We start from the raw sequence: 22,266 nt of genomic DNA, 5'->3' as shown, positions 1-22,266 counted from the left end.
TCGGCGTGGTCGCGATCAGCAGGTCAGCCTCCGATCGTGGACATCGGCCGGTCGGGTTGGAGGAAGATCGGGTCGTCGATGCCGTGGCCGGTGCCTTGCCGCGCATGGCCGCCAGCCAGCGTGGGGCGAGGCCTGCCTCGGTCGCGCCCGACCTCATCGCGACCCGGAGATCGGACTCGGTGCGGGCGAACAGGTAGTTGCGGGCCTGGCCGTCGGCGGTCAGCCGGACCCGGTCGCAGTCCTCGTCACTCAACTGGTTCTCGTGAGGCGGCCAGTCGAGCCCTTCGGCGGGCATGCAGTTGGTGCAGCGCACGTTGCGGCGGTCGCTAGGAGAGGCGCGGAAGTCGGTCGCGACCCGGCCGCGCCGGTCCGCCAGTGGGTGCACGTGACCATGGATAGAGCGGTGGCGGCCCGCGGGTCCGCGGACGTCAGAATCCGGAGCGCTGCTTTCCGTGAGCGTGGGTCAGTCGCCGCTGAGGGGTGGAACGCCGAGGGCGGCCAGGAGAAGCGATCCCAGCTCGCTGTAGGCCTCCCCGTCCGAGATCCCCGAGGCTTCGAGGAAGACGCCCCGCATGATCCCGTCGATGAGTACCGTCGCCGCCGTGCTGACGAAGGAGGCGTGAAGGGACCGGAAGCTCCCGTCCGAGACTCCCGCCTGGATGAGCCGGCCGACGGTTTCGATGGAGAGTTGAGCGTAGGTCGTGTAGACGGCATCGGTCGGTCCGAACGCTCGCATGTCGTCGTAGCACCGCCGCGAGATTCGTTGCATCTGGTCGCGAATGGCAGTGAGGTACGCCTCGAGTCGCGCGCTGCTGGTGACTTCGGCGCGCGTGGTTCGGGTCACGGCGTCGGCGCTGTCGCGGAAGAACTGGTCGATGGTCGCCGTGACGATCTGCTGGCGGCTCGGAGCGATGCTGTAGAGGGTTGCCCTCGAGCAGTGCAGGTGAGCGGTCATGTCCTCGACGGTGAGGTGCAGGAAACCGTCGCGAAGCACCAACTGCACGAGGCCGTCGATGGCGCGTGCCTGAGCGTGCTCGCTGGCTGGACGGCGTCCCGCTCCACGTGCTGGTGATTTCTCCACGTCCATGTCCCTGCGTTGTGTGCGCGCCTTGTTGTTCCCCTGCGCCCGTCCTGAGATGCGACCGGCCGCGGAGGGCAACTCTAGTCACCAGGCCGTCAGGCCAAAGTCAGGTGCCGGGGGCGCCGGCGTGATGGGCGTGTCGGGACCGAAAATCGATACCCACGGTCGGCGGAGCTTTCGCGCGGTACGATTTGCTTGAATCCCGTACCGCGATGGGTTCCGACAACCGAGGGGGTCAGGGTGCCCGAGCCCAGCAATATCGATGGGGATCGTCCCGCGCCCGTGGCGCGGCAGGAAGTGTCGGCGACTGCTACGTCCCCGGTGGCGGCGAGGCTGACGCCGCCAGGTGCGGGAGAGCGGGCCGGATGGGCTCTGCCCATCCTCCTGGCCGTCGTGGTGCTGGTGGTCGGATATCTCCTGTTCGTTCGAGGAGGCGACCAGCAACACAAGCCACCGGCGACGCCGCTGTCGGTGGTAGCGGTTGACCTGTCGTCGTTGCCGGTGAGCAACACTCGCGCCACCATCAAGGCGGCGCCTCGGAACTCTGAGTCGAGGAGGGCGCCGAGCGGTGCCAAGAATGGCAGGACCGTGGTCGTCCATCCCACTCGAGCCGCTCCGGTGTTCGACGCTCCCGATGGCACCGCATTCGCGAAGGTCAAGCCGCGGCAGTACGGGGACCTGTGGCTCCCGGTCATCGGGCGCAGTGACGTGATGAAGGGCGAGGAGGGCGGGTGGGTACGGGTCTTGCTGCCCTCGCGCCCCAACCGCTCGACCGGCTGGCTGCGGCTCGGCGACGGACTTCAGGAGGCATATACCCGCCACCTGGTGCGTATTTATCTCGGCTCGCGCCGGCTGGAGCTGCTCAAGGACGGCCAGCCTGTCGGCTCCTGGCTGGTAGCGATCGGTGCGCCCGCTACGCCAACCCCCCTGGGCCGCACCTTCATACTGGGACAGTTCGTCGACGAAGACCAGAAGTTCTCGCCGGTGATCCTGCCGTTGGGGGCCCACAGCAAGACACTGGACAGCTACGGCGGCGGCCCCGGCACCGTTGCGCTCCACGGCTGGAGCGACGCAACCGTGTTCGGCAAGGCGGTCAGCCACGGTTGCGTCCGGGTTCCGGACGACGCCCTGCGAGCACTTCGGGTCGTACCGCTCGGCACCCCCGTGTTGATCGACAAGTCCTGATCGACAGGGCTCGATCGACCGGCCAGGCCACAGGGGCGGGCTGACGTCTTGCATGTGACGCGGGGCACATGACAAAGTGCGCGGTACGGAATCTGGCATGAGCGTACCCTCGTCTCGTTCGCGTGTTCCCCGCCATTCAAGGAGCAGGATTGATGAGCAAACAGACCTTCACCATCAACGGCGAGGAGGTCGCCGTCGAGGCCCCGGGCGACATGCCGCTGCTCTGGGTGATTCGGGACATCCTCGGCATCACCGGGCCTAAGTACGGCTGCGGCATCGATGTGTGCAAGGCCTGCACAAGCCTCATGGATGGTGAAGCGATCCGGCCCTGCTCGGTCCCGGTGTCGAAAGTGGTCGGCCGCAATGTGACCACCATCGAGGGCCTGGCGGACACTGTCGCGGGGGATGGGCTGCACCCCGTGCAGGAAGCCTGGATCGAGGAAGACGTCAGCCAGTGCGGCTATTGCCAGCAGGGGCAGATCATGAACACCGTGGCGCTGCTGAAGACGAACCCGAACCCGAGCGACGATGACATCGACAAGGTCCTCAACGTGTGCCGGTGCGGCACCTACCACCGCATCCGCCAGGCCATCAAGCGCGCAGCCAAGATGATGGCCGAGATGCCGGCGGAACCGAAGGCGGGCGGCAAGTCCCTGCCCGGTGAGGCGCCGATCCCGGTGCCCGTCAAGACGAAGCTCCCGGTCACCGGCTGAGCGGGGTGCAGCCCTGGGCGACAGCGCCTCGGGTGGAGCCCATCTACTCGGCGCCCTCCTGCCGGTGCGCGGACTCCTGCTCGCGGCAGGCGCGGGCAGCGGGATGGGAGGCCGAAGGCGTTGGTGCGCGCTGACGCTGGTCGAGCGTGGCTCAGCGGCACGGTGGATCGGATGCTGACCGGTGGCTGTGCCGGTGTCGCCGCCGTGCACGGAGCCCCAGCCGACCATGCGGAACGCCTGATGGACGACAGGGTGTCCTCGGGTGGCGTCGCTCTGGTCCGTGCGTGCGACTGGCGGCGGGGAATGGGGACGTCGCTTCGTGCCGGGCTCCGGGGCTGGCCGGTTCCGCCCACGAAGCGGCTCTCGTCCATCTCGTCGATCTGCCCGACGTGACGGCTGCCGTTATCTGCCGTCTGCTGACCCAGCGTGGCGCCGACAGATCGGTCCTCGCGCGCGCGGCCTACTCCGGCGCCCCGGGCATCGGGTCCTGACAGGTCGGGCTCATTGGTCGAGGGTGTGCGACTCGGCGACCGACGACGAAGGTGCCTGCCGGTATCTCGTCGTCCACGGCCCCGACTTGAACGCATGTGACGACCTCGCAACGGGCGTCGATGTCGACTCGTTCAGACCCTGAGCCTCGAGCCACGGATCGAGGCTTGGCCTACGGATGCCCACCCAGTTGTCGGAGCCGTCAGCGAAGAGCTGATGCTTCCAGATCGAGACCTCTGCCTGGAGCGTGTCGATGAGAGCATGGCTGGCCTCGAAGGAGGTTCCTCGGTGTGCTGCCGTGGTGGCCAGCACTACAGCAAGGTTGCCGACCGACCGACCGACCGGCGGCCGACGTGGTGAACGACGGCAAACCCCGTGATGGCGAAGTCCGCGGCAACGCGCTCACAGACGGCATGGAGCTGCTGGAAGGCGAGCGGGATGCGTTGAGTAGTCGAGACCTGTCACGTCTCGTCCGTGGTCGTGGTCGCGCACCTTGTCGATGAAGAGGATGAGTCCACCGGACCGTCGACTGGCTCGTGTGTTCAAGCCTGAGCCCTTGTCCTCGGCTTGCTCGGGTGTCGCCTGGTCTGCTGCAGGCGAGCAGGCTGGGATTGTTGACGGAGACGAAAAGCGCCACTAGCGTACCGCCACGTTGCGTCGCTCACATGGGGAGCGACGGCTGGAATCGGGGGTTTGGCAGCGATGTCCTTACACGACCACGACTGCATCGACAGTGCGGAGACCGAACCGGTGCGCGGAATCGGTCGCCGGCGGGTCCTTCGTGCGGCGGTCGCAGTTCCGACGCTCACCATCGCTGCGAGAGTCAGCCTGGACGCCGGTATGCCGACCGCTGCCAGCGCCGCGATCCCCTCGCTCCCCGACACGGTGGAGATCCTCGACGTAGCCGATGTCCTCAACCTGGCGGCGACGCCCACGATGGGCCTCCTCCTCCTGGAGGTGGGGGCGGACGGTCGGGCACGGTTGGAGTTGCCTCGCCTCGAAATGGGTCAGGGCATCGCGACTGCCTGCGGCATGCTCGTCGCCGAGGAGTTGGACCTTCCGATGAGCAAAGTCGACGTGCCGCTGTCCGACGCCCGGCCCGAGCTCCTCTTCAACATGTACACCGGCGGCTCCTCGACGATGCGGATCCTCTACGAACCGCTCCGCAGAATGGCTGCCTCGGCCCGGGCGAAGCTGATCGGCGCCGCTGCGAACCGGTGGGATCTCTCCGCCGGCGAGCTCGAGACTCGCGATGGCACGGTCGTCGCCCCCGACGGTCGCGCCTTGGGCTACGGCGAGTTGGCTGAAGAGGCTGCGTCCGTGCCGGCGCTCCGGGCTACGCCCAAGGCTGCCGGTGACTTCAAGGTCATCGGGCATCCCGCCGGTCGCTTGGACGCGCTCTCCATCGTGACGGGTAAGAAGCAGTACACGATGGACCTCAGGGTCCCTGACGCCATGCCGACCATGGTCCGACGCCCTCCCACCTCACGCGGCGTGCTCGTCTCCATCAACAACAAGGCGGCGGTCGAGCAGATGCCTGGCGTCCTCGGCGTCGTCGCGATCCCCGAGTCGCATGGGATTGTCCGGATCCCGCCCGGCGTTGCGGTCATGGCGCGAACGTTCGGGCAGGCCCGCGACGGGGTCGCGGCACTGGACGTCACCTGGGGCGGCGGCGTCATCGACGGGCACTCCAACGAGACCCTCAACGCGCGGCTCCGTTCCGCGTTGCCCCCCCTCCTCGTCCCCCAGTTGGGCGCGAAGGTGGTCGAGGGCGAATTCACGTGGGCTCCGGCCGCCCACGCTCCGATGGAGACCGAATGCGCGATCGCCGACGTGCGCAATGACAGCGCAGAGATCTGGGGATCGTTCCAGATCCCGATCGTCGCGATGCAGACGATCGCCGACGAGATCGGACTTCCGCAGAACAAGGTTCGCCTGCACGTCGTACCAGCCGGGACCGGCCTCGGCCGGAAGGCCTTCTGGGACGCCGCCTCGCAGGCGGCCCAGGTCTCCAAGGCCTTGGGGCGACCCGCCAAGCTGATGTACCACCGTGCCGACGACATGCGGCACACGCGGCTGCGGCCCCCGCAGGTTCACAGGGTCCGGGCCAGCATGCTAGGCGGCCAGGTGATCAGCTATGAGCACCATGTCGCCAGCATCGAGCTCGACCTCCGCATCGGACTCGGCGAGATCCTCTCGCAGACGGCCATGGCGATGCCCGGCGGCCTCCGCAACGCGATCGGGGACCGTGTCTACGACACGGCGACCTTCCTGACCATGGTGAACTCGCCATACAACTTCGGTGTCAGCACGAAGCTGTTCTGGCCCGTTGCGATCCCGATGGACGTGACCGCCTATCGCTCCGTGCACTCCCAGCCCACGCGAGGGGTGGAGGAGATCATGGCCAACGAGATGGCCATGGCGCTCAACAAGGACGAGGTCGACTTCCGACTCACGTTCCTGCGGAACGAGCGGTACAAGGAGGTCGTCCGACGGGTCGCGAAGGCAGCCCAGTGGGGCAAGGAGATGCCTGCCGGCCACGCCCAAGGATTCGGCTTCCACACGGAGTCCCGTTCGACGGCGGCATGCGTCGTCGAGTTGGACGCGCGCGACCCGAAGCATCCTCGTGTCACGAAGGCCACCGTCGTCGTCGACGTGGGGAAGCCGGTGAACCCCCTGGGAATCAAGGCTCAGATGGAAGGCGGGATCGCCGAGGCCATCGCGTTGACCCTCAAAGCGGGTGTGCACCTGGTCAACGGACTGCCGCTCGAGGGCAGCTACTCTCAGTACCACTGGACGCGGCAGCGTGACTACCCCCATGAGGTCGAAGTCATCGTCATGCCGGACAGCGGGCATCCCATCGGCGGCGTCGGCGAGGTCGGGATGACGGCTCCCACGGGGGCGATCGTCAACGCCTTCACACGCGTCACCGGGATCCGTCCGCGCAACTTCCCGATCAATTTCGACGTCGACTTCACGCCCTTCCCGCCTGGTGCGTTGCCGCCGCCGGCATACGACAACTGAAGTGCGTCATGGCCAAGCACGACTTCGAGGTCGAGGCACTCGAGGAGATCCTTGAGTTCTGGAGACGTGGGGAGTCCGTCGGCGTCGCCACCGTGGTGGCGACCCGAGGCTCGGCCCCGCGACAGGCCGGGGCCGCCATGATCGTCTCACCGGACGGCCGGGTCACCGGTTCCGTCTCGGGCGGGTGTGTCGAAGCAGCGGTGTATGACGAGGCGATGGGCGTCATCTCCGGCGGGGCTCCCGTGCTGGCTCGCTACGGCTTCGCCGCAGACGAGTTCTCGATTGGCTTGACCTGCGGCGGGGAGTTGGAGGTGTTCATCGAGCGGATCGACCGTGCCGGTTTTCCGAATCTCGACGTGGTTCAGGCGGCCGTCCGCGCAGGTGAGCCGGTCGCGGTCGCGACGGTGGTGGATCACCCCCAGGCGCAACAGCGGGGACGCCGCCTGGTCGTGACCCCCCGTTCCGTCGTCGCTGACGCCGGTCTCGGAAGTGATCTGCTGGACATCTCCGTGCGGGAAGATGCACTGGCCCTCCTTGCCGCTGGGCACAGCGCGAAGCTCATCTACGGGTCCGGGGGGGAGCCCGTCGGCGAGGACGTGGGCGTTTTCGTGCGGACCTATGTCCCCCCGCCGCGCTTGGTCCTGTTCGGTGCCGTGGACTTCTCTGCTGCCTTGTGTGACGCGGGCCGGTTGCTCGGCTACCAGGTGACGGTTTGCGACGCCCGCTCGGTGTTCGCGAGCGCGGACCGCTTCCGTACGGCGAGTGAGGTCGTCGTCGACTGGCCGCATCGCTACTTGGCGGCCGAGATCGACGCCGGCCGCATCGACGAGCGAACTGTGGTCGTCGTGCTGACGCACGATCCCAAGTTCGATGTTCCCGTCCTGAAGGTTGCACTCGCCGCAGAGCTGGCATTCGTTGGAGCGATGGGTTCCCGGACCACACACGATGATCGGGTTGTCCGGCTGAGGAACGCAGGTGTGGGCGACGATGCCCTCGATCGCCTGCACAGTCCGATCGGGCTGGACCTTCGAGCGACGACGCCACCCGAGACTGCGGTGAGCATCCTCGCCGAGGTCATCGCGGAACGTCGCGGCGGAACCGGCCGTCCGCTCCGGGACGGTCATGGTTCAATCCACGAGGTCTCGCAGGCCGTGATTGGTGCGGTCGGGTGCCCTGAGTAACTTCAGTTCGATTGGGCCCGTCATCCCTGGTTAGCGAGTGGCTCGCCGACGGGTACCGCGGAGCCTGAGCAGGATCGGGCAGGGCGGGTCCGGCCCGGGGCCGAGGCGCTCGGAATCGTGTGTGATCTCCCGGTTGGCTCGAGGGTAGTGCGTGACCGCTTCGTCTGGACCAGCGAGGCGACCAGGCCAGTGTCGCTGGCGGGTGTTCGGGGTCGCCGATGTGGATGTGATCGATCCGGGCGACGAGCTGCTCAACGGTCTCTTCGTGCAGGTGGGCCTGGACCAGCAGCCGACGCATGGAATCGGAGACCCGTCCCGCGAAACTTGGGAAGGCACTGAGCGAGCCGTCGAGCGGTATGTCGAGATTCGCGTTGCCGAGGACATTGTTCGGACCATTTCCGCGGCGTTCCCAGGGTGACCCGCGCTTCAGGTTGTCGGAGGCGGCCACGTTGACCTTCTTGCGGACCTCTGCGGAGCCGGTGCAGGCGAACTTGGGTCCGTGGGGTGGCTGCGCAGGGCGGCGCCCACGGTCCCGCCAGGCCCCGCGACGTTGAGTACGCCGGGTGGCAACCCCAGCCTCCTCGGCAGAACCGCAAACTCCAGTCGGGTGAGTCGGGTGTTCTCTTCGCACACGAGCGACAAAGTGTTGCCGGCGACCGGCGACCGGCGGCCGGCCGACGCCCGGGCTTGCCAGCATTCGTGAGAAGTTCAGCGGCACGGTGCCGGTGCAAGCCCCGATCGACTCGCGGCGCAGACCGAGCGGACCTCGGCCTCGGCCAGCGGCGTGTGTTCGGTAAGCCGGAGATCCTGCGGGGTGATGGCTCCCCGATGGGCCACCCGATGGCGTTTGAGGGATCAAGAGCCACGAGGTCGGGCCTGTTCGACGGCGATACTTGCAAGCGCATCCGCGTCGCGACGTTCAAGTACCGCTTCGGCTGCTTGGTGCCCTGCTGAGCAACCCCTGAGCCCTGCAATCTGATCAAGGTTGAGAACAAGTTCCGCCCGAGTGATCGCTGCCGGACCCCGATCGGACCTAGGTGAATGTGGGACGACCTCCGAGCGTCCCACATTCACGTACGCAATGGCTGGCCATCACTGGAGGAACCATGCACACCACCGTCGCCTTCGCCGGCAACCTGACCGACGCCCCTGAGCCTCATCACACCCGCGAGAACGATCCGTTCTTCAGTTGCCGGGTCCTGGTCAATCGCCGCGCCCAGAACGACGTGGGCGAGTCGCTCGATGTCGATCGCACTTCCCGCAACGTCACGATCTTCGGCCCGGCCGCCACGCATGTGCACGACAGTGGCGGCTCGGCGGACACGGTCTTCGTTCACGGTCTCGAGCGCACCGAGGCCTGGGCCGACAAGGAGTCCGGCGAGAAGCGCACCCGCGAAGCGGTCGTTGACAACCGCTTCGGCGAGGTCGGGGTCTCGCTCAAGTACGTCTCGGACCGCGTCGACCGCGCGCCCCGGCGGACCCGGGCCAGCTGAGCGAGGAGGTTCGCTGCGATGGATCTCGTCGTACAGTCCCCGGACGAGCTGCTGTCCGCCGTTCCGCACGTCCTCGGATTTAGGCCCGAGGAGTCGATCGTCCTCGTGCCCTTTCGGCCGGGGCTCCCGATCGTCCGTCTCGACCTGCCCACGACCGCACGCGACCGGGACAAGGCCTGGGATGCCGTGAGCGGCCCGTACGGCCGCCACGCCCGCCCAGGTGCCGTCCTGGCGGTCCTCTGCTTCACCGAGGACCGCCGCAGCGCGGGGCTCGCCAGCCAGCACATGTCCAACCGCCTCGACGGCATCGGCATCAACACCCACATCCGCCTGTGGACCGACGGCAGACAGTGGTGTGAGTTCAACACCGGCCACAGCGGCTTGCGAAACCAGACAACGGCTGAGCGGATCGCGACCACGACAGTACTCGCCGGCGCACCGCAGCCGGCCGCCAGTCGTGCCTCGATGGCCGCATCCATGGTGGGCGATCGCGACCCGATCACCCAGCTGCTCCCCGCCGCGCGCACAGCGGCCGCTGCGAGCACCCCGACAGCGGAACGGGAGTGGGCACTGGACCGCGTCGAACAGTTCCACGCGGACGGCGGCGGCCGGCTCTCCAACGTCGACGGCGCCCGCCTGCTGGTCGCTCTCGAGACGATCGGCACCCGCGACGCACTCTGGGAGGACATGAACCGGGAGAACCGCACCTCCCACATGTCCCTGTGGCACGACCTCACCCGCCGAGCCCCCGACGAGCTCCGCGCTGCACCCGCCTCCATGCTCGGGTTCGCCAGCTGGCTCCATGGCGATGGGGCAAGGGCCTGGTGCGCCCTCGACCAGGTGCCGGACGACCGGCCCTACTCCATGGCCGCCTTGGTCGCCTCAGCGCTCCAGAACGGCATCCACCCCCAGGAATGGGACCGTTACCAGACCCAGGAGCGGGAGCTCGCCGGCGATCTCGCTGATACGGCTGGCGGGTTGGACGAGTCCTTCGTCCCCCGGCCGGCCACGCAGCACCGCGACCTCCCGTACCCCCAGCGGCCCACCACCGACCGTCCGGCGCCCGGGCGCTGAGAAAGGACACCGCGGTGGACCGAACAGAGGACACGCCCCACGCCGGCGAGCACCGCGTCGATGTCAGTCGCAAGGTCAGGGGCGACGATCAGCGCAGCAGCACCGAACGCAGGCTCCGCCGGCTCATCGTGCCCGAGCCGGCCTCCTACGACCCCGGCACACGCCTGGACGTCATCCACGACCCCGACCTAAACCTGCTGTGGGGAGCCCAGGAATGACAACCAACCAAACGAACACGACCAGCCCGACCAGCCGCAAGGGCGTGAGCCGCCCGGTGCACGCGGCCGACGAGACCGAGAGGCTCGCGCGTGTCCGGCTCAGCTCTGTCACCGAACCCGGAGATCTCCGCGTCACGGGCCTGGCCAGCGAGCTCGGTGCCAGCAAGGTGCTCGAGTACCTCGAGGCCGCCGGCGATGTGGCCGCCCACTGGGCGTTCATAATCGGCCAGGAGCTCGCCCTCGTCGACCCGGCCCGCGTGCTCGAGCAGGCAGCCGCCAAGGGCATCCGTTTCGTCGTACCCGGCGATAACGAATGGCCCCGCCAGCTCGCAGGACTCCGCGGCGCCGGCGCCCTGCACGATCGCGGCGGCGAACCGGTCGGGCTGTGGGTCCGGGGCAACCACGAGCTCCACCAGCTCGCGCTCACTTCGGTCGCAGTCGTCGGCTCCCGGGCTGCCACCAGCTACGGCATCGAGCAGGCCACCGAGTTCAGCCATGACCTGGCCAGCATGGGGCACACCGTGGTCAGCGGCCTTGCCTACGGCGTCGACGAAGCCGCGCACCGCGGAGCCCTGATGGCCAAAGGCACGACCATCGCCGTCCTGCCAGAGGGAGTCGACCGCCCTTACCCGAGTGCGAACGCCAGCCTCCTCGACGCGATCGCCAACCGTGGCCTGGTCGTCTCCGAAGCACCCCCGGGTACCGAAGCGAACCGCACCCGCTTCCTGGCCAGGAACCGGATCGTCGCCGGCCTCGCCGAGGGCACCTTGCTCATCGAGGGCGCCCACCGCAGCGGAGCTCTCAACACGGCCGAGTGGGCCGGCAACCTTCGCCGGACAGTCATGGGGCTGCCCGGGCCGGTAACTAGTGCTGCCTCGGCCGGCGTCAACCAGATGATCCGTCTCGGCCAAGCCAGCGCGGTCATCGACGCCCAGGATGTCATCACCGACCTAAGCGCCCGGCCCGACCGTGCCTCGGCCGCGGGTCAGGTCGACGAGTCCTATGTGCCGGCCCCCGTCCGCTCACAGGACGCCCCGGTGCCCTGTGCTTCCCCGAAGTCATTGAGACAACCTAGGTTCGACATGTGAGCAGTACTCCCGAGAACGCGGCGCGGCCAGTTCGCCATGGGAGGAGTTGGTACTCGGGCGGCGCCAGCCCATGCGGACGCCGCCCGAGTGAATCGGGCTCAGGCCGGGGGCGGCAGGACGAGCGCGAAGCCGTGCTTGGTCCAGTCGTTGTCCTTGGCCTGGTGGACGGTCTTGAGCTGGGTGTACTCGTTGATCGCGTCGGGGCCGACCTCGCGGCCCAGGCCGCTCTGCTTGTAGCCACCGAAGGGGTTCAGCGGGAAGCCGGCGTGCCAGTCGTTGACCCACACGGTGCCGGCCTCGAGCTGGTGCGCGACCTCGACGGCCCGCTCGGCCGAGCCCCACACGCCCGCGGCGAGGCCGTAGTCGGAGTCGTTGGCGATCGCGATCGCCTCCTCGACGCTGTCGTAGGCGATCACGGCCAGGACCGGGCCGAAGACCTCCTCGCGGGCGATCCGCATCTGGTTGGTGACGCCGGTGAAGATGACCGGCGCGACCCACGCCCCGTCGGCGTACGCGGCGCCGTCGGGCACGGTGCCTTGGTAGGCGATGGTGGCGCCCTCCTGGAGCGCGATCTCGAGGTAGCTCTCGACCCGCTTCTTCTGGTCCAGGGAGGCGACCGGGCCCATGTCGCTGGCCGGGTCGTTCGGGTCGCCGATGCGTACGTCGCGCACGCGCGCCACGAGCCGCTCGACGATCTCGTCGTGCCGCTCGGCGGGGACTAGCAGCCGGGTGCCCGACTCGCAGACCTGTCCGGCGTACATCAAGAACGCGTACAGCGAGCCGTCGATGGCCATGTCGAGGTTGGCGTCGTCGAGGATGATGTTCGGACCCTTGCCGCCTAGCTCTAGGGTGACCCGCTTTAGGTTGTCCGTCGCGGCCTGGTGGACGAGCTTGCCGACCGCGGTCGAGCCGGTAAACGCGATCTTGCGGACGTCGGGGTGGCTGCTCAGGTGGGCGCCGACGGTCTCGCCGGGGCCCGTGATGACGTTGAGGACGCCCGGCGGGAGCCCTGCCTCCTCGGCGGACTTGGCCAGTTCCAGCAGGGTGAGCGGGGTGTTCTCGTCGCACTTGAGCACGAAGGTGTTGCCGGCTGCTAGCGCGGGACCGACCTTCCAGCCGGCCAGGACCAGGGGGAAGTTGAACGGCACGATGCCGGCGCAGACCCCGATGGGCTCGCGGCGCAGCACCGATCGGACATCTTCGGTCTCGGGGATGAGCGGGTTGGCGATCTCGGGCCGGAAGGCGCGGGCCAGGCCGGCGAAGAACCGCAGGTTCGCCACGCCGAGACCGATGTGGAAGGCGGTCGCGATCCGGACCGTGACCCCGTTCTCGCCGGTGGCGAGCGCGGCCAGCTCGGCGGCCTTGGCCTCCATGATTTCGGCCATCCGGTCCAGGACGTCAGCGCGCTGGGCCGGTGTCATCCGGCGCCAGGTGCCCTCATCGTGGGCGGCCTTCGCGGCGGCGACGGCGGCGTCGGCATGGTCGATGCCGCCGAAGGACACCGTCGCGGTGACCTCGCCGGTCGCTGGCGCTCGGACCTCGTAGCGGTCGGGACTCTCGATCCATTCCCCGTTGATGTACATGTCGTAGTGCGGTGTGGTGCTCACTGGAACCTCCATTGGTCCGGACGGCGTCGACGCCACGCTAGGAGTGCTTCCGCCAGCCGCGGAGTTCAATTTCTGAACAGTGCCGCCGTACGCCGGACGCCTACCGTCGGCCTTACGAGGCATGGGACCGGTGGCACTGGGGCCGCCGATCCGCACCGAGGCTGGAGGAGAGTGAGATGGAGACCTACGACTACATCGTGGCTGGGGCCGGATCGGCAGGCTGTGCCGTCGCGGCGCGACTGGCCGAGAGCGGCGCCCGGGTACTGCTCCTGGAGGGAGGCCCGGACAACCGCGTGCCCGAGGTGCAGATCCCGGCCGCCTTCGCGCAGCTATTCCACAGCGACCGCGACTGGGACTACCACACCGAGCCGGAGCCGACGCTTGGCGACCGCAGCATCTACCAGCCGCGAGCCAAGACTCTCGGCGGCTGCAGCTCGATGAACTGCATGCTGCACGTTCGCGGAAGCCGGGCCGACTACGACAGTTGGACGACGTACGGCGTCGAGGGCTGGTCCTGGTCCGACGTGGAGCCCTACTTCGACAAGTCGCCGCTCGGCTGGCGGGAGCTGCCCTCGCCCGACCCGCTCAGCAAGGCCTTCGTCGCCTCGGCGATCGAGACGGGCATCGAGGACAACCCCGCCCATCGCGGACCGAACCTCGACGGCGTAGGCCTCGTCACGACCACTATGCGCGACGGCCGGCGCTATGACACCGCAACGGCCTACCTCGCCCCGCTGGAAGACAACGACGCGCTGACTGTCGTCACGGGCGCGCTCATCGACAAGGTGCTCATCGAGGACGGCGCTGCGGTCGGGGTGCGCTACCTGGCCGGCGGCCGTTCCGTCGACGCCCGCGCGCTGCGAGAGGTCGTGGTGAGCGGGGGAGTCTTCGGCACGCCGGAGATCCTGCAGCGGTCCGGCATCGGCCCGGCGGAGCACCTCCGTGCGCTCGGCATCACGCCGGTCGTCGACCTGCCGGCGGTCGGCGCGCACCTCATGGACCACCCAATGACGTTGATGAACTGGGAAATCGAGGGCGACGAGGTCGGGCTCTTCGACGGCGACGACCCGGCGTACGTCGAGCAGTGGGTCGCGTCGGGGACGGGCAAGCTCACCAGCAACGTCGCCGAGGCGACCGCGCACATCAGGAGCGAGCCGGGGCTCCCGGGACCGGACTTCCAGATCGTGTTCGTGCCGTCGTACTTCCGTGAGCACGGTGCCCAGGTCTACGACAGGCCGACCTTCACGCTCGGTCAGTCCTACTGGACGCCGACCAGCACCGGGAGCGTGCTGATCGCGTCGGCCGATCCCGCACAGCACGCGCGGATCCGGCTCAACATGCTGTCGGGCCCGGCCGAGATGGCCGCGATGATCCGTGCCATCCGGCTCAGCCGCGAGATCGTCGCGACCGGACCGCTGGCGACCCATGCCGGAATCGAGATCTCGCCCGGAGTCGACGTCGAGTCAGACGCCGATCTGGAGACCTGGATCCGCGAGAACGTCGAACACACCTATCACGCCTCGTGCACGGCGCGTATGGGCACGGGCGGGGCGCTTGACTCCGAGCTGCGCGTTCGCGGAGTCGCGGGCCTTCGTGTGGCCGACACCTCGGTGTTCCCCGTCATCCCGCGCTCGAACACCAACCTGCCGGCCGTCATGGTCGGCGAGCGCTGTGCCGACTTCCTCCTTGCCGACCATGCTGGGGCGCAGGCACCGGCACGTCACAGCGAGGAGATGGTCGCGCGATCCTGACAAGGGCTCTGCGCTGGGTGGCGGCGGTCGTCGTCTCCGATCCGCGGCGGTGGGCCTACGGCTGCGTCTGGTTTCGGGCGTCGTGCTGGCCGCGGTCGTAACTGTCGATTCCGCCTTCGAACCAGCAGTGGGTTGCGAGCTGGAGCATCGCCAGGTCGACGGGCATGCCGTCGGCGATGTTGTTGCGAGCGTCGTGGAGGAGCGCGGCGAGGATCGGGTTGGTGGGCTCGGGCCAGGGTGGGTCGGGCATGTGGGCTGTGCGTTGGGTTTCCCAGTCGCCGCGTTTCATGTCCTGTTCCCAGGTGTGGGTCTCGGCAGCTTGCCAGGGGTCCTGGTCGTTCATGCCGGCAGCCTGCCACTGTCACGGCCGGGAGACTGAGCAATCGACAAACGCGCGATGGCGTCGGCATTCGCATGTGCGTCCGGTTCGGGGGAGTGGCGGTGCATGCCTCGCCGCGTTGCACGATCTGGTGACCGGCTTGTCGTGGCGCCGATCGACGGCTACCGGAGGCGCTCCGAGGCGCTATGACGGGGTCAGGTATCCGAAGTGTCTGAGGATCGCTAGCGTCTGATAGCCGTTGATTGTCATGTACCGCCGAACGTGGCTCGGATGAGTCGCATAGATCCGGAGCATGTTGACCACGGGAGCCGTGATGCTGTGGCAGTGCTGCACCACAAGGAGATCAGCAGCCGTCGCGAACAGTCGGTCGATCTGATCGCCGTTATGGCCTAGGTGCGCGATGGTCATTGGACGGAAGAGTGCAGGTCCTTTGAACGCAATTGCCGTTTGCACATGTTCCCGGCCGATCGTGACCTGCGCAGTCCAGAGGTCGAACTGCTCGCCACCCCAGTCCTTGGGAACGTCAGGTTCGCCGAAGATCTCGGCGAACCAAGTCTTGACCTGCCTCTCCGGGACGTCTCGTAGCTCCTGGAGGTCCTTTAGGTTCAGCGCGCGTGAAAAGTCTACGTGCGCGAACGCATCGACCTGCGCCGGATGGGCAAGGGCAGTGTCGCGCACCGCGCGATCTGCAAAGGGGAGGCCTTTGTCTCCTATTGGGCGCAAGTACCGTTGCCCGATGAAGAGTGGCCTCAGCGTAACCTCGTCACCGCCATGCTCCGTGATGTATCCGAGCAGAAACTGGCGACTTCTTCCACTCAACGCGTGCGATCCGGTGGAACTCATGACTCGCTCAGGGTTGAAATCGCCGACAATGGCGGTCGTGGTGTCGGTGTCGAGTTTGCCTTTGAAATTGGCTCTCCCTCCGCTCCTCGCCGCCGTGGCGAGACCTTTGAAGTAGAGGGCTTGATCCAGCCATACCAGCATGCCCTTCTCCAGTCGGTCGTCCTTCACGGCGACGGCGAGCGAAGTCACCTCGATCTCCCGAAGGTACTGTGCGAGCGCCTCCTCGATCGCCTGTGCCCAGTAGGTCTTGCCAAGTGGCGACGCTTGGCTCGGCAAGCTTGCGGTCGCGGCGGACGCGCGTTCCCCGCCGAGCAGTCGGAGTATCTGGTCGACGTGAAGGAACCACCCCTCGAGAATCAGGTGCTGACTCCGGTCAAACATCGGCGAAGCCTCCGTCGCAGTACCACGAGCTCTGTGAAAGGGCCTCATATAGTACGCCCCGACGGTCGTTGAGGTCGCCGCAAAAAGCAAGTGTTGCGAGCTCGTCGAGGTAGCTCGGGATGTCGATCTCGTCGCCCACCGAGACCAAACGGCGGCTAAGCCCGGCGAGCTCTTGGCTCGAGACGACTGCGTAGAGCTCGGCAAGTCCCAATGCCTCAAATTGGTTGACGACCTGTCGTCGCAGGCCGTCGGGCAGGGTGGGATCTGGGACGGCCTGGAATGAAACTGAAGCTGGCCGGGTCGGATGAACTTCTGCGGCAAGCCAGCGTCCCAGATCGGGGGCGAAGTATGGATGCAGCATCTGTTCGTGTGCTTGGTCCGACCAATTTCGACCAAGCTTGTGGTTGCACTGATGACAACATGGCACGAGGTTCCAGGGCTCGATGCTCAGTCCGGCGATGGTCGTTTTCGGGATGAAGTGATCAAGTGTCTTTGCCTGGCCGTATCTGCAGTAGGCGCACAAGCCATGGGCCGCGCTTGTTCGTAGCCGCTCGTAGTACTGGTATGCGGGGGAGCCGGGCCGAGCCAGGCGGCTCTTGTAAAGCTGATGAAAGTCAGCGTCGGCAATGCCGACGATTTCATAGTCTTCTGCAGTGGCCTTGTGCAGTGAACTGGACGCAGCGCTGGCCCGATAGGCGGCGCTGTTGAGGGTGAAGTCGGAAATTGACTTCAGAAGCGTCACTCGGAGGTCGTCATTTCGGACTTTCCTAACGCAAGCTCTAGCAACCTCCTCCGCAGTGCAGTCAGGTGTACTAGCGCGCCACATTCGGTCTCCCGGAGCGGGCATTGAGCATCGCTCGCAGGATCGCTCGGCCTTCGGTGCCAAGTCGTGATCCGAGTTGTTCGAGCGCTTCTTCGTAGGAATCGGAGTCGCCGGCAAGGTCCGCGAGGAGCTTGTGGAATCCGGTCGCGGTCACCTCCAGGCCGAAGATCTCGTCGGTGAGAATCCCGACGTTCTCACCGAAGGTCTCGATGCTCGGCCGCTCGCGGGTCACCAAATCGCCGGCGCGCTGCAACTTCCACACACAGGATTTCGGGACCTCTTGCAACACGACCGGGGAATGGGTAGCGATGATCGCCATGCCGTTGCGGTTGGTCAGGAGGTCGCTCAGCGCGCGGATGAACGCAGAGAGCAAAGGCGGGTGTAGGTGAGCCTCTGGTTCGTCAAACAGGACCAGACTCTTTTCTTCTATTGTCTCGACGAGCTTAGTGACCGTGAGTAGCACGATCTTGTGCCCTGAGCTGAGTCGGCGAAAGAGTTTGGGAAGGGTTTCGACGACCTCCTCGCGGGATGCCTCTCCGATGAGGTCACCGATGCCGATAGAGGCGAAGATCGGGTCTCCCTCAAGTAGCCGTAGGGCGCGGGTGAGCCGCGCATGACGGGCGCCCACGAGGCAGGTCTTGACGGCTTGGCTCATCTCGCGGGCGAGGGCCGCTGGGTCCTTGATCTCCGGCGCTTGTGCGTCCCCGCCCGAGTTGACCTTCTTCAGGCCGACATAGTGGTAGGGCAGCCCTCGACGGTCTTGGGGAAGGCTGAGGGGAGCGAATGAGTCGAAGGCGCTGAAGGAAACAGAGACTACGTTGGAGAACTGGTCCCAGGGGGCCTTCTCGGCGGTCTTGTCATTGGTGGCCGCGCGCTTGTCGGAGTTCGCGATGATCGTCTTTGCTATGCCGTTGAGGACCGTGCTCTTGCCGACTCCATTGCGGCCGATGAGCACGTGGATGTTCGTGGGCGGGTTGACCGATGGGTCCACTGCGAACGATAGCGCCAGCGCATCAGCATCCAGCTGCTTCTTGCGGTAGACGAACTTGTAGGACGTGAGCCTGGCGCCCCCACGGGCTAGTCGGGCGTACTGCTCGCGAACCGTCTGAAGTGGCACGTTTCGGAGGAGGGAGACTCCTGTGACCTGCTCGGACTCCGCGCGGACTCGGAGTTCTGCATCGAATGCGATGTCGTTGATGGCCGCAAGGAAGGACATCCGGAACGTCGAGCCGATCTTGGAGAGTTCCTCGTAGAAGCTCGTATCTTGGCCCAGCGAGAAGAAGCGCTCATCGAGGGTGCTGAACCGCGCCGGCAGGGTTGGGCTTCGGAAGCCTGGCTCTTTGCCGTCGCCGCTGCGCCGGGGTTTGAGGCCGAACTCGCCGATCTTGGTCTCCCCGATGTGGTGGGTTTCGGAGTCCGAGTCGACGTACGAGACGTTGTACAGAGTGGAGAACTTGAACCAGTCGTCCCATGCAGATGACCAGAGGTAGACGGTATCGGGCCTTCGCTCGCGCCCGGCGGGCATCGACGTGACGACGCGGAACTTGACCTTCAATGTCAGCCTTCCCTTCGAACCTCGTTACCCGTGACGCCGTTCGTGGTCTCGCTGAGCACCGTGATGTCGACGACCTCCTCGGCCATACAAAACCACACCTGGGCTGCTCCCCGATCAAGAACGCTGCCTGGTGCTGTCGCCACCAAACCGCGCGGGAGTCCGCCGACCGGTGTTGCGGCCCCTCGTAGGCAGCCGTGATGGGTCGCGTGGATCCATGACCATACGACGCGGGCTGGGGTCGATGGCCGCTGTGCGAGCTCTCCCGCGTTCTGTGCCCGGATCGCCAACTCATTCGATGTCGAGGACGACGCCGTCGTAGACGTCTCGGAGCGACACAGTTCGGCCGCTTGTGTCGACGATTTCGCGGAGACCGCGCTTCAGGCCGTACGCGGCGCACTTCCGGCACCCCGCTAGAGCGAACCAGCTGACGCCCGGACGAGCCATTTCGACGCCGCACAGGGCTCGCGGAGGACCGGTCCAGTGGCGCCACTCGCTCTCGCGGATGAGGTGCACCAATGGACCGGTCTCGGAGCTCGCGGTCGTGACATGCTCCACGGTGAGCGGCTCGGGAGGCTGCGGCCGTTTGTCTTGTTCAGGTGTCACAAGGTCCACTGCACCACGAAAATGTCACGCTCATGGCTGATCCAGTGGTGCTGGTTCACACGACGCGGAGGTGGTTCCAGTTGCCGAGCATGGCGAGGTGCTGCTGGTTCACCCCTAGGTCCTTGGCCACGGCCGCCATTCCGCCATTCGTCTCGATGAGCCGGTTCATCAGCTCGCCGTGCACGGGGCTGAACTGGCCGGGCTCGTTGCGCCGCCATTTCGACATCTGGATCTGTAGGGCGCGGTAGCGGCTGTCGTCGATGATCTCGAGGTCGTGCGCTCGATAGACCAGTGCTGCAACAGAGACGCCCCATGACGACTTCAGGCCGACGAAGTCCCGGAGTTGCGGCCGATCGGGCATCTGCTCCTCGAAGTCGCCTTGAGGGAACAGCAGGTTGGACGCGAACCTGTTTGCCTCGTGCTCGGTCGTTGCCGTCGCTCGTCTGTGGAACAGCAGGTGTGCGAGTTCGTGACCTAGCGTTAGTCGGAAGCGGTCGCCCGGCACGTTGGGTGCCAGACCAATCACCGGTACCTCGCCGACCCACGATGACAGGCCGTCGACGCCGAGACCTACGATCGGGACCAAGCAGACTCCGGCGCGTTCGACGAGCGAGGTGAGGTTGCGGATGGCGCCGGACTCCTCGTGGCGCAATGAGTAGCGCACGTCGAGGGCTAGGTCGTCGAGGTCGTCCAGGGAGATTGGCGCCGCGCCCGGGCGCAGCATGAGGTCCGGTGCCCCGGGGGTGCGTTCCCGGAGTTCGCCGAAGACCTCGCCGGCAAGGCGGAGCAGCTCCTTGGCGCGCTTCTTGGTTGCGACCTTGGTTGAGGCACGTTGCCGGTGGAGCGGCTCGGACATGTCGGGGAGCTCGAAGCGGTCGTTGGAGTAGCCCAAGGGTGCGAGATCTCCGTTAAAGGTGCGGCGCCCGCCTTCGATGGCCGAGATCATCTGCGGAGAGAGGCCGAGCAGATCGCCCAACTGGTCTTGCGCGATTCCTTCGATCATCCGATAGGAGCGAAGGCGGTTCACTCGAACTCGCCCACACCCTGGTCGTGTCCGAGGTCGCCAAGGTCCGCAAAGTTGTCGCGGGCTGTCTGGTCGAACGGCTTCGTCTGGTCGGCCAGCTCGTCGGTCTGGTAGGGCCAGACGTCGACGAGGACTGGTGCGTCGGCGACGTGGATCTTCTCCGAGCGGCCACGGGTGCTCGCCGGGGCGATCGAAAGCTCAAGGCCGGCGCGCTGGAAGCGGTACACGATGACCTTGATGTCGGATGGCCGGATCAGGTTCGTGATCGGGAAGAGGCTGCCGTTCTGCCGTGCGGTCGCGGTCTCGATCGCGACCGCCTTGGAGCTCTTCAAGAGGTACCGTTCACCGGTCTTCAGGTCGGTGAACTCGACCCGGCCGTAGTCAACGTAGCTGGGAGCGAGTTCGTAGTTGGAGTCGTCAACGAGTAGTGCCTGGATGACCGAGCGCAGATGGTGCACCTTGGCCATCAGCGACGGCGGCACATGGTGGTCGTCCTTGAACCGCTGGCTGTATGAACCGGTGTCCACGTAGCTGGTGATGAGGTGGGTGGCCACCGGGTCGAGCCGCGCCTTGTCCATGCCCGGAATGCTACATCGACCGTAGGAACTACACAAGAAAAGTAGTATCTCGGGTCAGGGGCAGGATGGACGAATCGGGCGTCGCGTCGCGGTGGTGATCAAGGCGGGACTGACGGACGCGATGGCTAGGACGGTCCGGGGGCCTTCGGCAGTATCGGCGCACGGGTCCAGGCGGTGGTGTTGAGAAGTTGTTGGTCGGTGATGAAGGCAACGCTGTGCTTGGCGCGGGTGACACCTACATACAGCGCACAGGCGGCTTGGCCCTCAAGGCGCGCACCACCGGTGAGGAATTGGAGCGCCTTTGCCGTCGGGTAGATCAGGACGTGGTCTACGGTGCGTCCCTTGGCCACCCCGAAAGTCATGAAGGGAAGGTCCAGGTGCTTGGCGACGGCTCTGCTGTGGCGGAGGCAGAGGGCCTCATGGCGTTGGGCGTACTCGATGGCGTCGGCTTCTCGAACGGTGAAGAGTCCCGCGTGTTCGTGTGTCTCGGTTGATGCCGAGATGGTCGGCGCGTACCCGAGGCTCGGGTCGAAGATCGAGTCGGACAATGTCGCGATGGGCTGACTTGACCTGTAGGTGGTTGGTGCCTGTTCGATACTGAGGAGCTTGCGCTGCTCCATCAGTTGGAACCAGTTGAAGATCTTTTCCTTGCGGTACGGCTTGTTTTTGGGGTCCTTGATGTTGGTAGAGAGCAGCGCCTGCCGCATGTCGCCGACCATGGTGATTCTCAGCTTTGTCTTCAAGAGGAGCTGGATGATCTCGAGGTCCCATCCGCCGAGGTCTTGTACCTCGTCGATGTAGATCTCGTCGTAGATGTGTTCGAGCCGGTCGATCGCGGCGCCGTTGCTCGCCGCCGCCACGTCGTGCGCAAGCTTGGCGAGGTGCAGCATGTATGCGCGGTCGTCAGTGTCGAGGAAACGTTCGATGCCCGTGGCGTAGCGGCCGGGGTCGCCCTCGAAGTTGAGGCCAGTCAACCGCCGGCCCTCGTAGAGGAGCGGGAGGTAGGGGCGGACGAGGTGTTGCAGGAGGAAGGCGAACCAACCCATCACCTCGACTTGGTGACCGTGGACGCCGGCCGCTCGAATCCGAGTCAGGAGCTCGTGCTGGCTTGCGGTCGTGTACCCGAGAACCAGGATGCGACGGCCTTCTGGACATGATCTGCAGTCCTCGACGATCGACTGGGTCTTGCGCCCGCCGGCGACGGCCAGAATCACT

General features: G+C 66.5%; 20 protein-coding genes and 2 pseudogenes. 11 read left to right on the top strand and 11 right to left on the bottom strand.

From position 1 onward, the window contains the following. Positions 1 to 23: 23 nt before the first annotated feature. Positions 24 to 241 (bottom strand): annotated as a pseudogene (locus tag C7S10_RS11920) (GTP 3',8-cyclase MoaA); the annotation flags it as partial. A 222-nt stretch (positions 242 to 463) separates the two neighbouring features. Beyond that, on the bottom strand, positions 464 to 955 hold the full coding sequence (locus C7S10_RS11915; RefSeq protein WP_133176501.1) for a TetR/AcrR family transcriptional regulator: 492 nt from the start codon (positions 953 to 955) through the stop codon (positions 464 to 466). A 366-nt stretch (positions 956 to 1,321) separates the two neighbouring features. On the opposite strand from C7S10_RS11915, the gene C7S10_RS22565 reads away from it, so the two are divergent. From C7S10_RS22565 to C7S10_RS22795, 6 genes are all read left to right on the top strand, one after another. Beyond that, complete coding sequence (locus tag C7S10_RS22565; RefSeq protein ID WP_243395329.1) at positions 1,322 to 2,266, top strand: L,D-transpeptidase; 945 nt, start codon at positions 1,322 to 1,324, stop codon at positions 2,264 to 2,266. Positions 2,267 to 2,418: 152 nt separating this feature from the next. Beyond that, on the top strand, positions 2,419 to 2,979 hold the full coding sequence (locus C7S10_RS11905; RefSeq protein ID WP_108344638.1) for a (2Fe-2S)-binding protein: 561 nt from the start codon (positions 2,419 to 2,421) through the stop codon (positions 2,977 to 2,979). Between the two features lie 123 nt (positions 2,980 to 3,102). After that, complete coding sequence (locus C7S10_RS22800; protein ID WP_243395335.1) at positions 3,103 to 3,372, top strand: glycosyltransferase family protein; 270 nt, start codon at positions 3,103 to 3,105, stop codon at positions 3,370 to 3,372. 798 nt (positions 3,373 to 4,170) lie between these two features. Then, positions 4,171 to 6,492 (top strand): xanthine dehydrogenase family protein molybdopterin-binding subunit, encoded by a 2,322-nt coding sequence (locus C7S10_RS11890; protein WP_108344637.1) that lies wholly within the window; start codon positions 4,171 to 4,173, stop codon positions 6,490 to 6,492. A gap of 8 nt (positions 6,493 to 6,500) precedes the next feature. Beyond that, entirely contained in the window at positions 6,501 to 7,673 is a 1,173-nt protein-coding gene (locus C7S10_RS11885; protein ID WP_108344636.1) for an XdhC family protein, read from the top strand. Between the two features lie 202 nt (positions 7,674 to 7,875). After that, positions 7,876 to 8,091 (top strand): hypothetical protein, encoded by a 216-nt coding sequence (locus C7S10_RS22795; RefSeq protein ID WP_243395328.1) that lies wholly within the window; start codon positions 7,876 to 7,878, stop codon positions 8,089 to 8,091. An 8-nt stretch (positions 8,092 to 8,099) separates the two neighbouring features. Here the strand turns inward: C7S10_RS22795 and C7S10_RS23170 are convergent. Continuing rightward, positions 8,100 to 8,318: pseudogene (locus C7S10_RS23170) on the bottom strand (hypothetical protein); the annotation flags it as partial. A 461-nt stretch (positions 8,319 to 8,779) separates the two neighbouring features. On the opposite strand from C7S10_RS23170, the gene C7S10_RS11875 reads away from it, so the two are divergent. From C7S10_RS11875 to dprA, 4 genes are read left to right on the top strand one after another with little or no spacing between them, the layout of a single operon-like run. Beyond that, a complete protein-coding gene (locus tag C7S10_RS11875; protein WP_108344634.1) occupies positions 8,780 to 9,166 on the top strand; it encodes a single-stranded DNA-binding protein in 387 nt (128 codons plus the stop codon). Positions 9,167 to 9,184: 18 nt separating this feature from the next. Beyond that, positions 9,185 to 10,240, top strand: a complete 1,056-nt coding sequence (locus C7S10_RS11870) for a DUF4192 domain-containing protein (RefSeq protein WP_108344633.1) — start codon at positions 9,185 to 9,187, stop codon at positions 10,238 to 10,240. A gap of 14 nt (positions 10,241 to 10,254) precedes the next feature. Next, entirely contained in the window at positions 10,255 to 10,458 is a 204-nt protein-coding gene (locus tag C7S10_RS11865; protein ID WP_108344632.1) for a hypothetical protein, read from the top strand. Beyond that, a complete protein-coding gene (dprA, locus tag C7S10_RS11860) occupies positions 10,455 to 11,546 on the top strand; it encodes a DNA-processing protein DprA (RefSeq protein WP_108344631.1) in 1,092 nt (363 codons plus the stop codon). The genes C7S10_RS11865 and dprA overlap by 4 nt, the downstream gene beginning before the upstream one ends. 98 nt (positions 11,547 to 11,644) lie before the next feature. On the opposite strand, the gene C7S10_RS11855 is transcribed toward dprA, so the two are convergent. Next, positions 11,645 to 13,153 (bottom strand): aldehyde dehydrogenase family protein, encoded by a 1,509-nt coding sequence (locus tag C7S10_RS11855; protein ID WP_108344630.1) that lies wholly within the window; start codon positions 13,151 to 13,153, stop codon positions 11,645 to 11,647. 176 nt (positions 13,154 to 13,329) lie between these two features. Here C7S10_RS11855 and C7S10_RS11850 point away from each other — a divergent pair, with 176 nt between their 5' ends. Continuing rightward, positions 13,330 to 14,904, top strand: a complete 1,575-nt coding sequence (locus C7S10_RS11850) for a GMC family oxidoreductase (protein ID WP_108344629.1) — start codon at positions 13,330 to 13,332, stop codon at positions 14,902 to 14,904. 55 nt (positions 14,905 to 14,959) lie between these two features. Here C7S10_RS11850 and C7S10_RS11845 read toward each other — a convergent pair whose 3' ends face one another. From C7S10_RS11845 to C7S10_RS11810, 7 genes are all read right to left on the bottom strand, one after another. Further along, on the bottom strand, positions 14,960 to 15,247 hold the full coding sequence (locus C7S10_RS11845) for a hypothetical protein (RefSeq protein WP_133176500.1): 288 nt from the start codon (positions 15,245 to 15,247) through the stop codon (positions 14,960 to 14,962). A 180-nt stretch (positions 15,248 to 15,427) separates the two neighbouring features. Beyond that, positions 15,428 to 16,468: a hypothetical protein gene (locus C7S10_RS11840; RefSeq protein ID WP_108344627.1), complete on the bottom strand. Its 1,041-nt coding sequence runs from the start codon at positions 16,466 to 16,468 to the stop codon at positions 15,428 to 15,430. Then, complete coding sequence (locus C7S10_RS22040) at positions 16,461 to 17,210, bottom strand: HNH endonuclease (protein ID WP_133176499.1); 750 nt, start codon at positions 17,208 to 17,210, stop codon at positions 16,461 to 16,463. The genes C7S10_RS11840 and C7S10_RS22040 overlap by 8 nt, the downstream gene beginning before the upstream one ends. Positions 17,211 to 17,280: 70 nt before the next feature. Further along, positions 17,281 to 18,846, bottom strand: a complete 1,566-nt coding sequence (locus tag C7S10_RS11830; RefSeq protein WP_207769346.1) for an AAA family ATPase — start codon at positions 18,844 to 18,846, stop codon at positions 17,281 to 17,283. A gap of 658 nt (positions 18,847 to 19,504) precedes the next feature. Then, positions 19,505 to 20,452: an XRE family transcriptional regulator gene (locus C7S10_RS11820; protein ID WP_207769345.1), complete on the bottom strand. Its 948-nt coding sequence runs from the start codon at positions 20,450 to 20,452 to the stop codon at positions 19,505 to 19,507. A gap of 20 nt (positions 20,453 to 20,472) precedes the next feature. Further along, complete coding sequence (locus C7S10_RS11815) at positions 20,473 to 21,051, bottom strand: hypothetical protein (protein WP_108344623.1); 579 nt, start codon at positions 21,049 to 21,051, stop codon at positions 20,473 to 20,475. Between the two features lie 125 nt (positions 21,052 to 21,176). Next, complete coding sequence (locus tag C7S10_RS11810) at positions 21,177 to 22,265, bottom strand: UvrD-helicase domain-containing protein (RefSeq protein WP_165807127.1); 1,089 nt, start codon at positions 22,263 to 22,265, stop codon at positions 21,177 to 21,179. Position 22,266: the final 1 nt, after the last annotated feature.

The organism is Nocardioides currus, assembly GCF_003057875.1.
Taxonomy (GTDB): Bacteria; Actinomycetota; Actinomycetes; order Propionibacteriales; family Nocardioidaceae; genus Nocardioides; species Nocardioides currus.
Note: the sequence above shows the minus strand (reverse complement) of the source record. Positions and strands in the feature narration are given on the sequence as shown.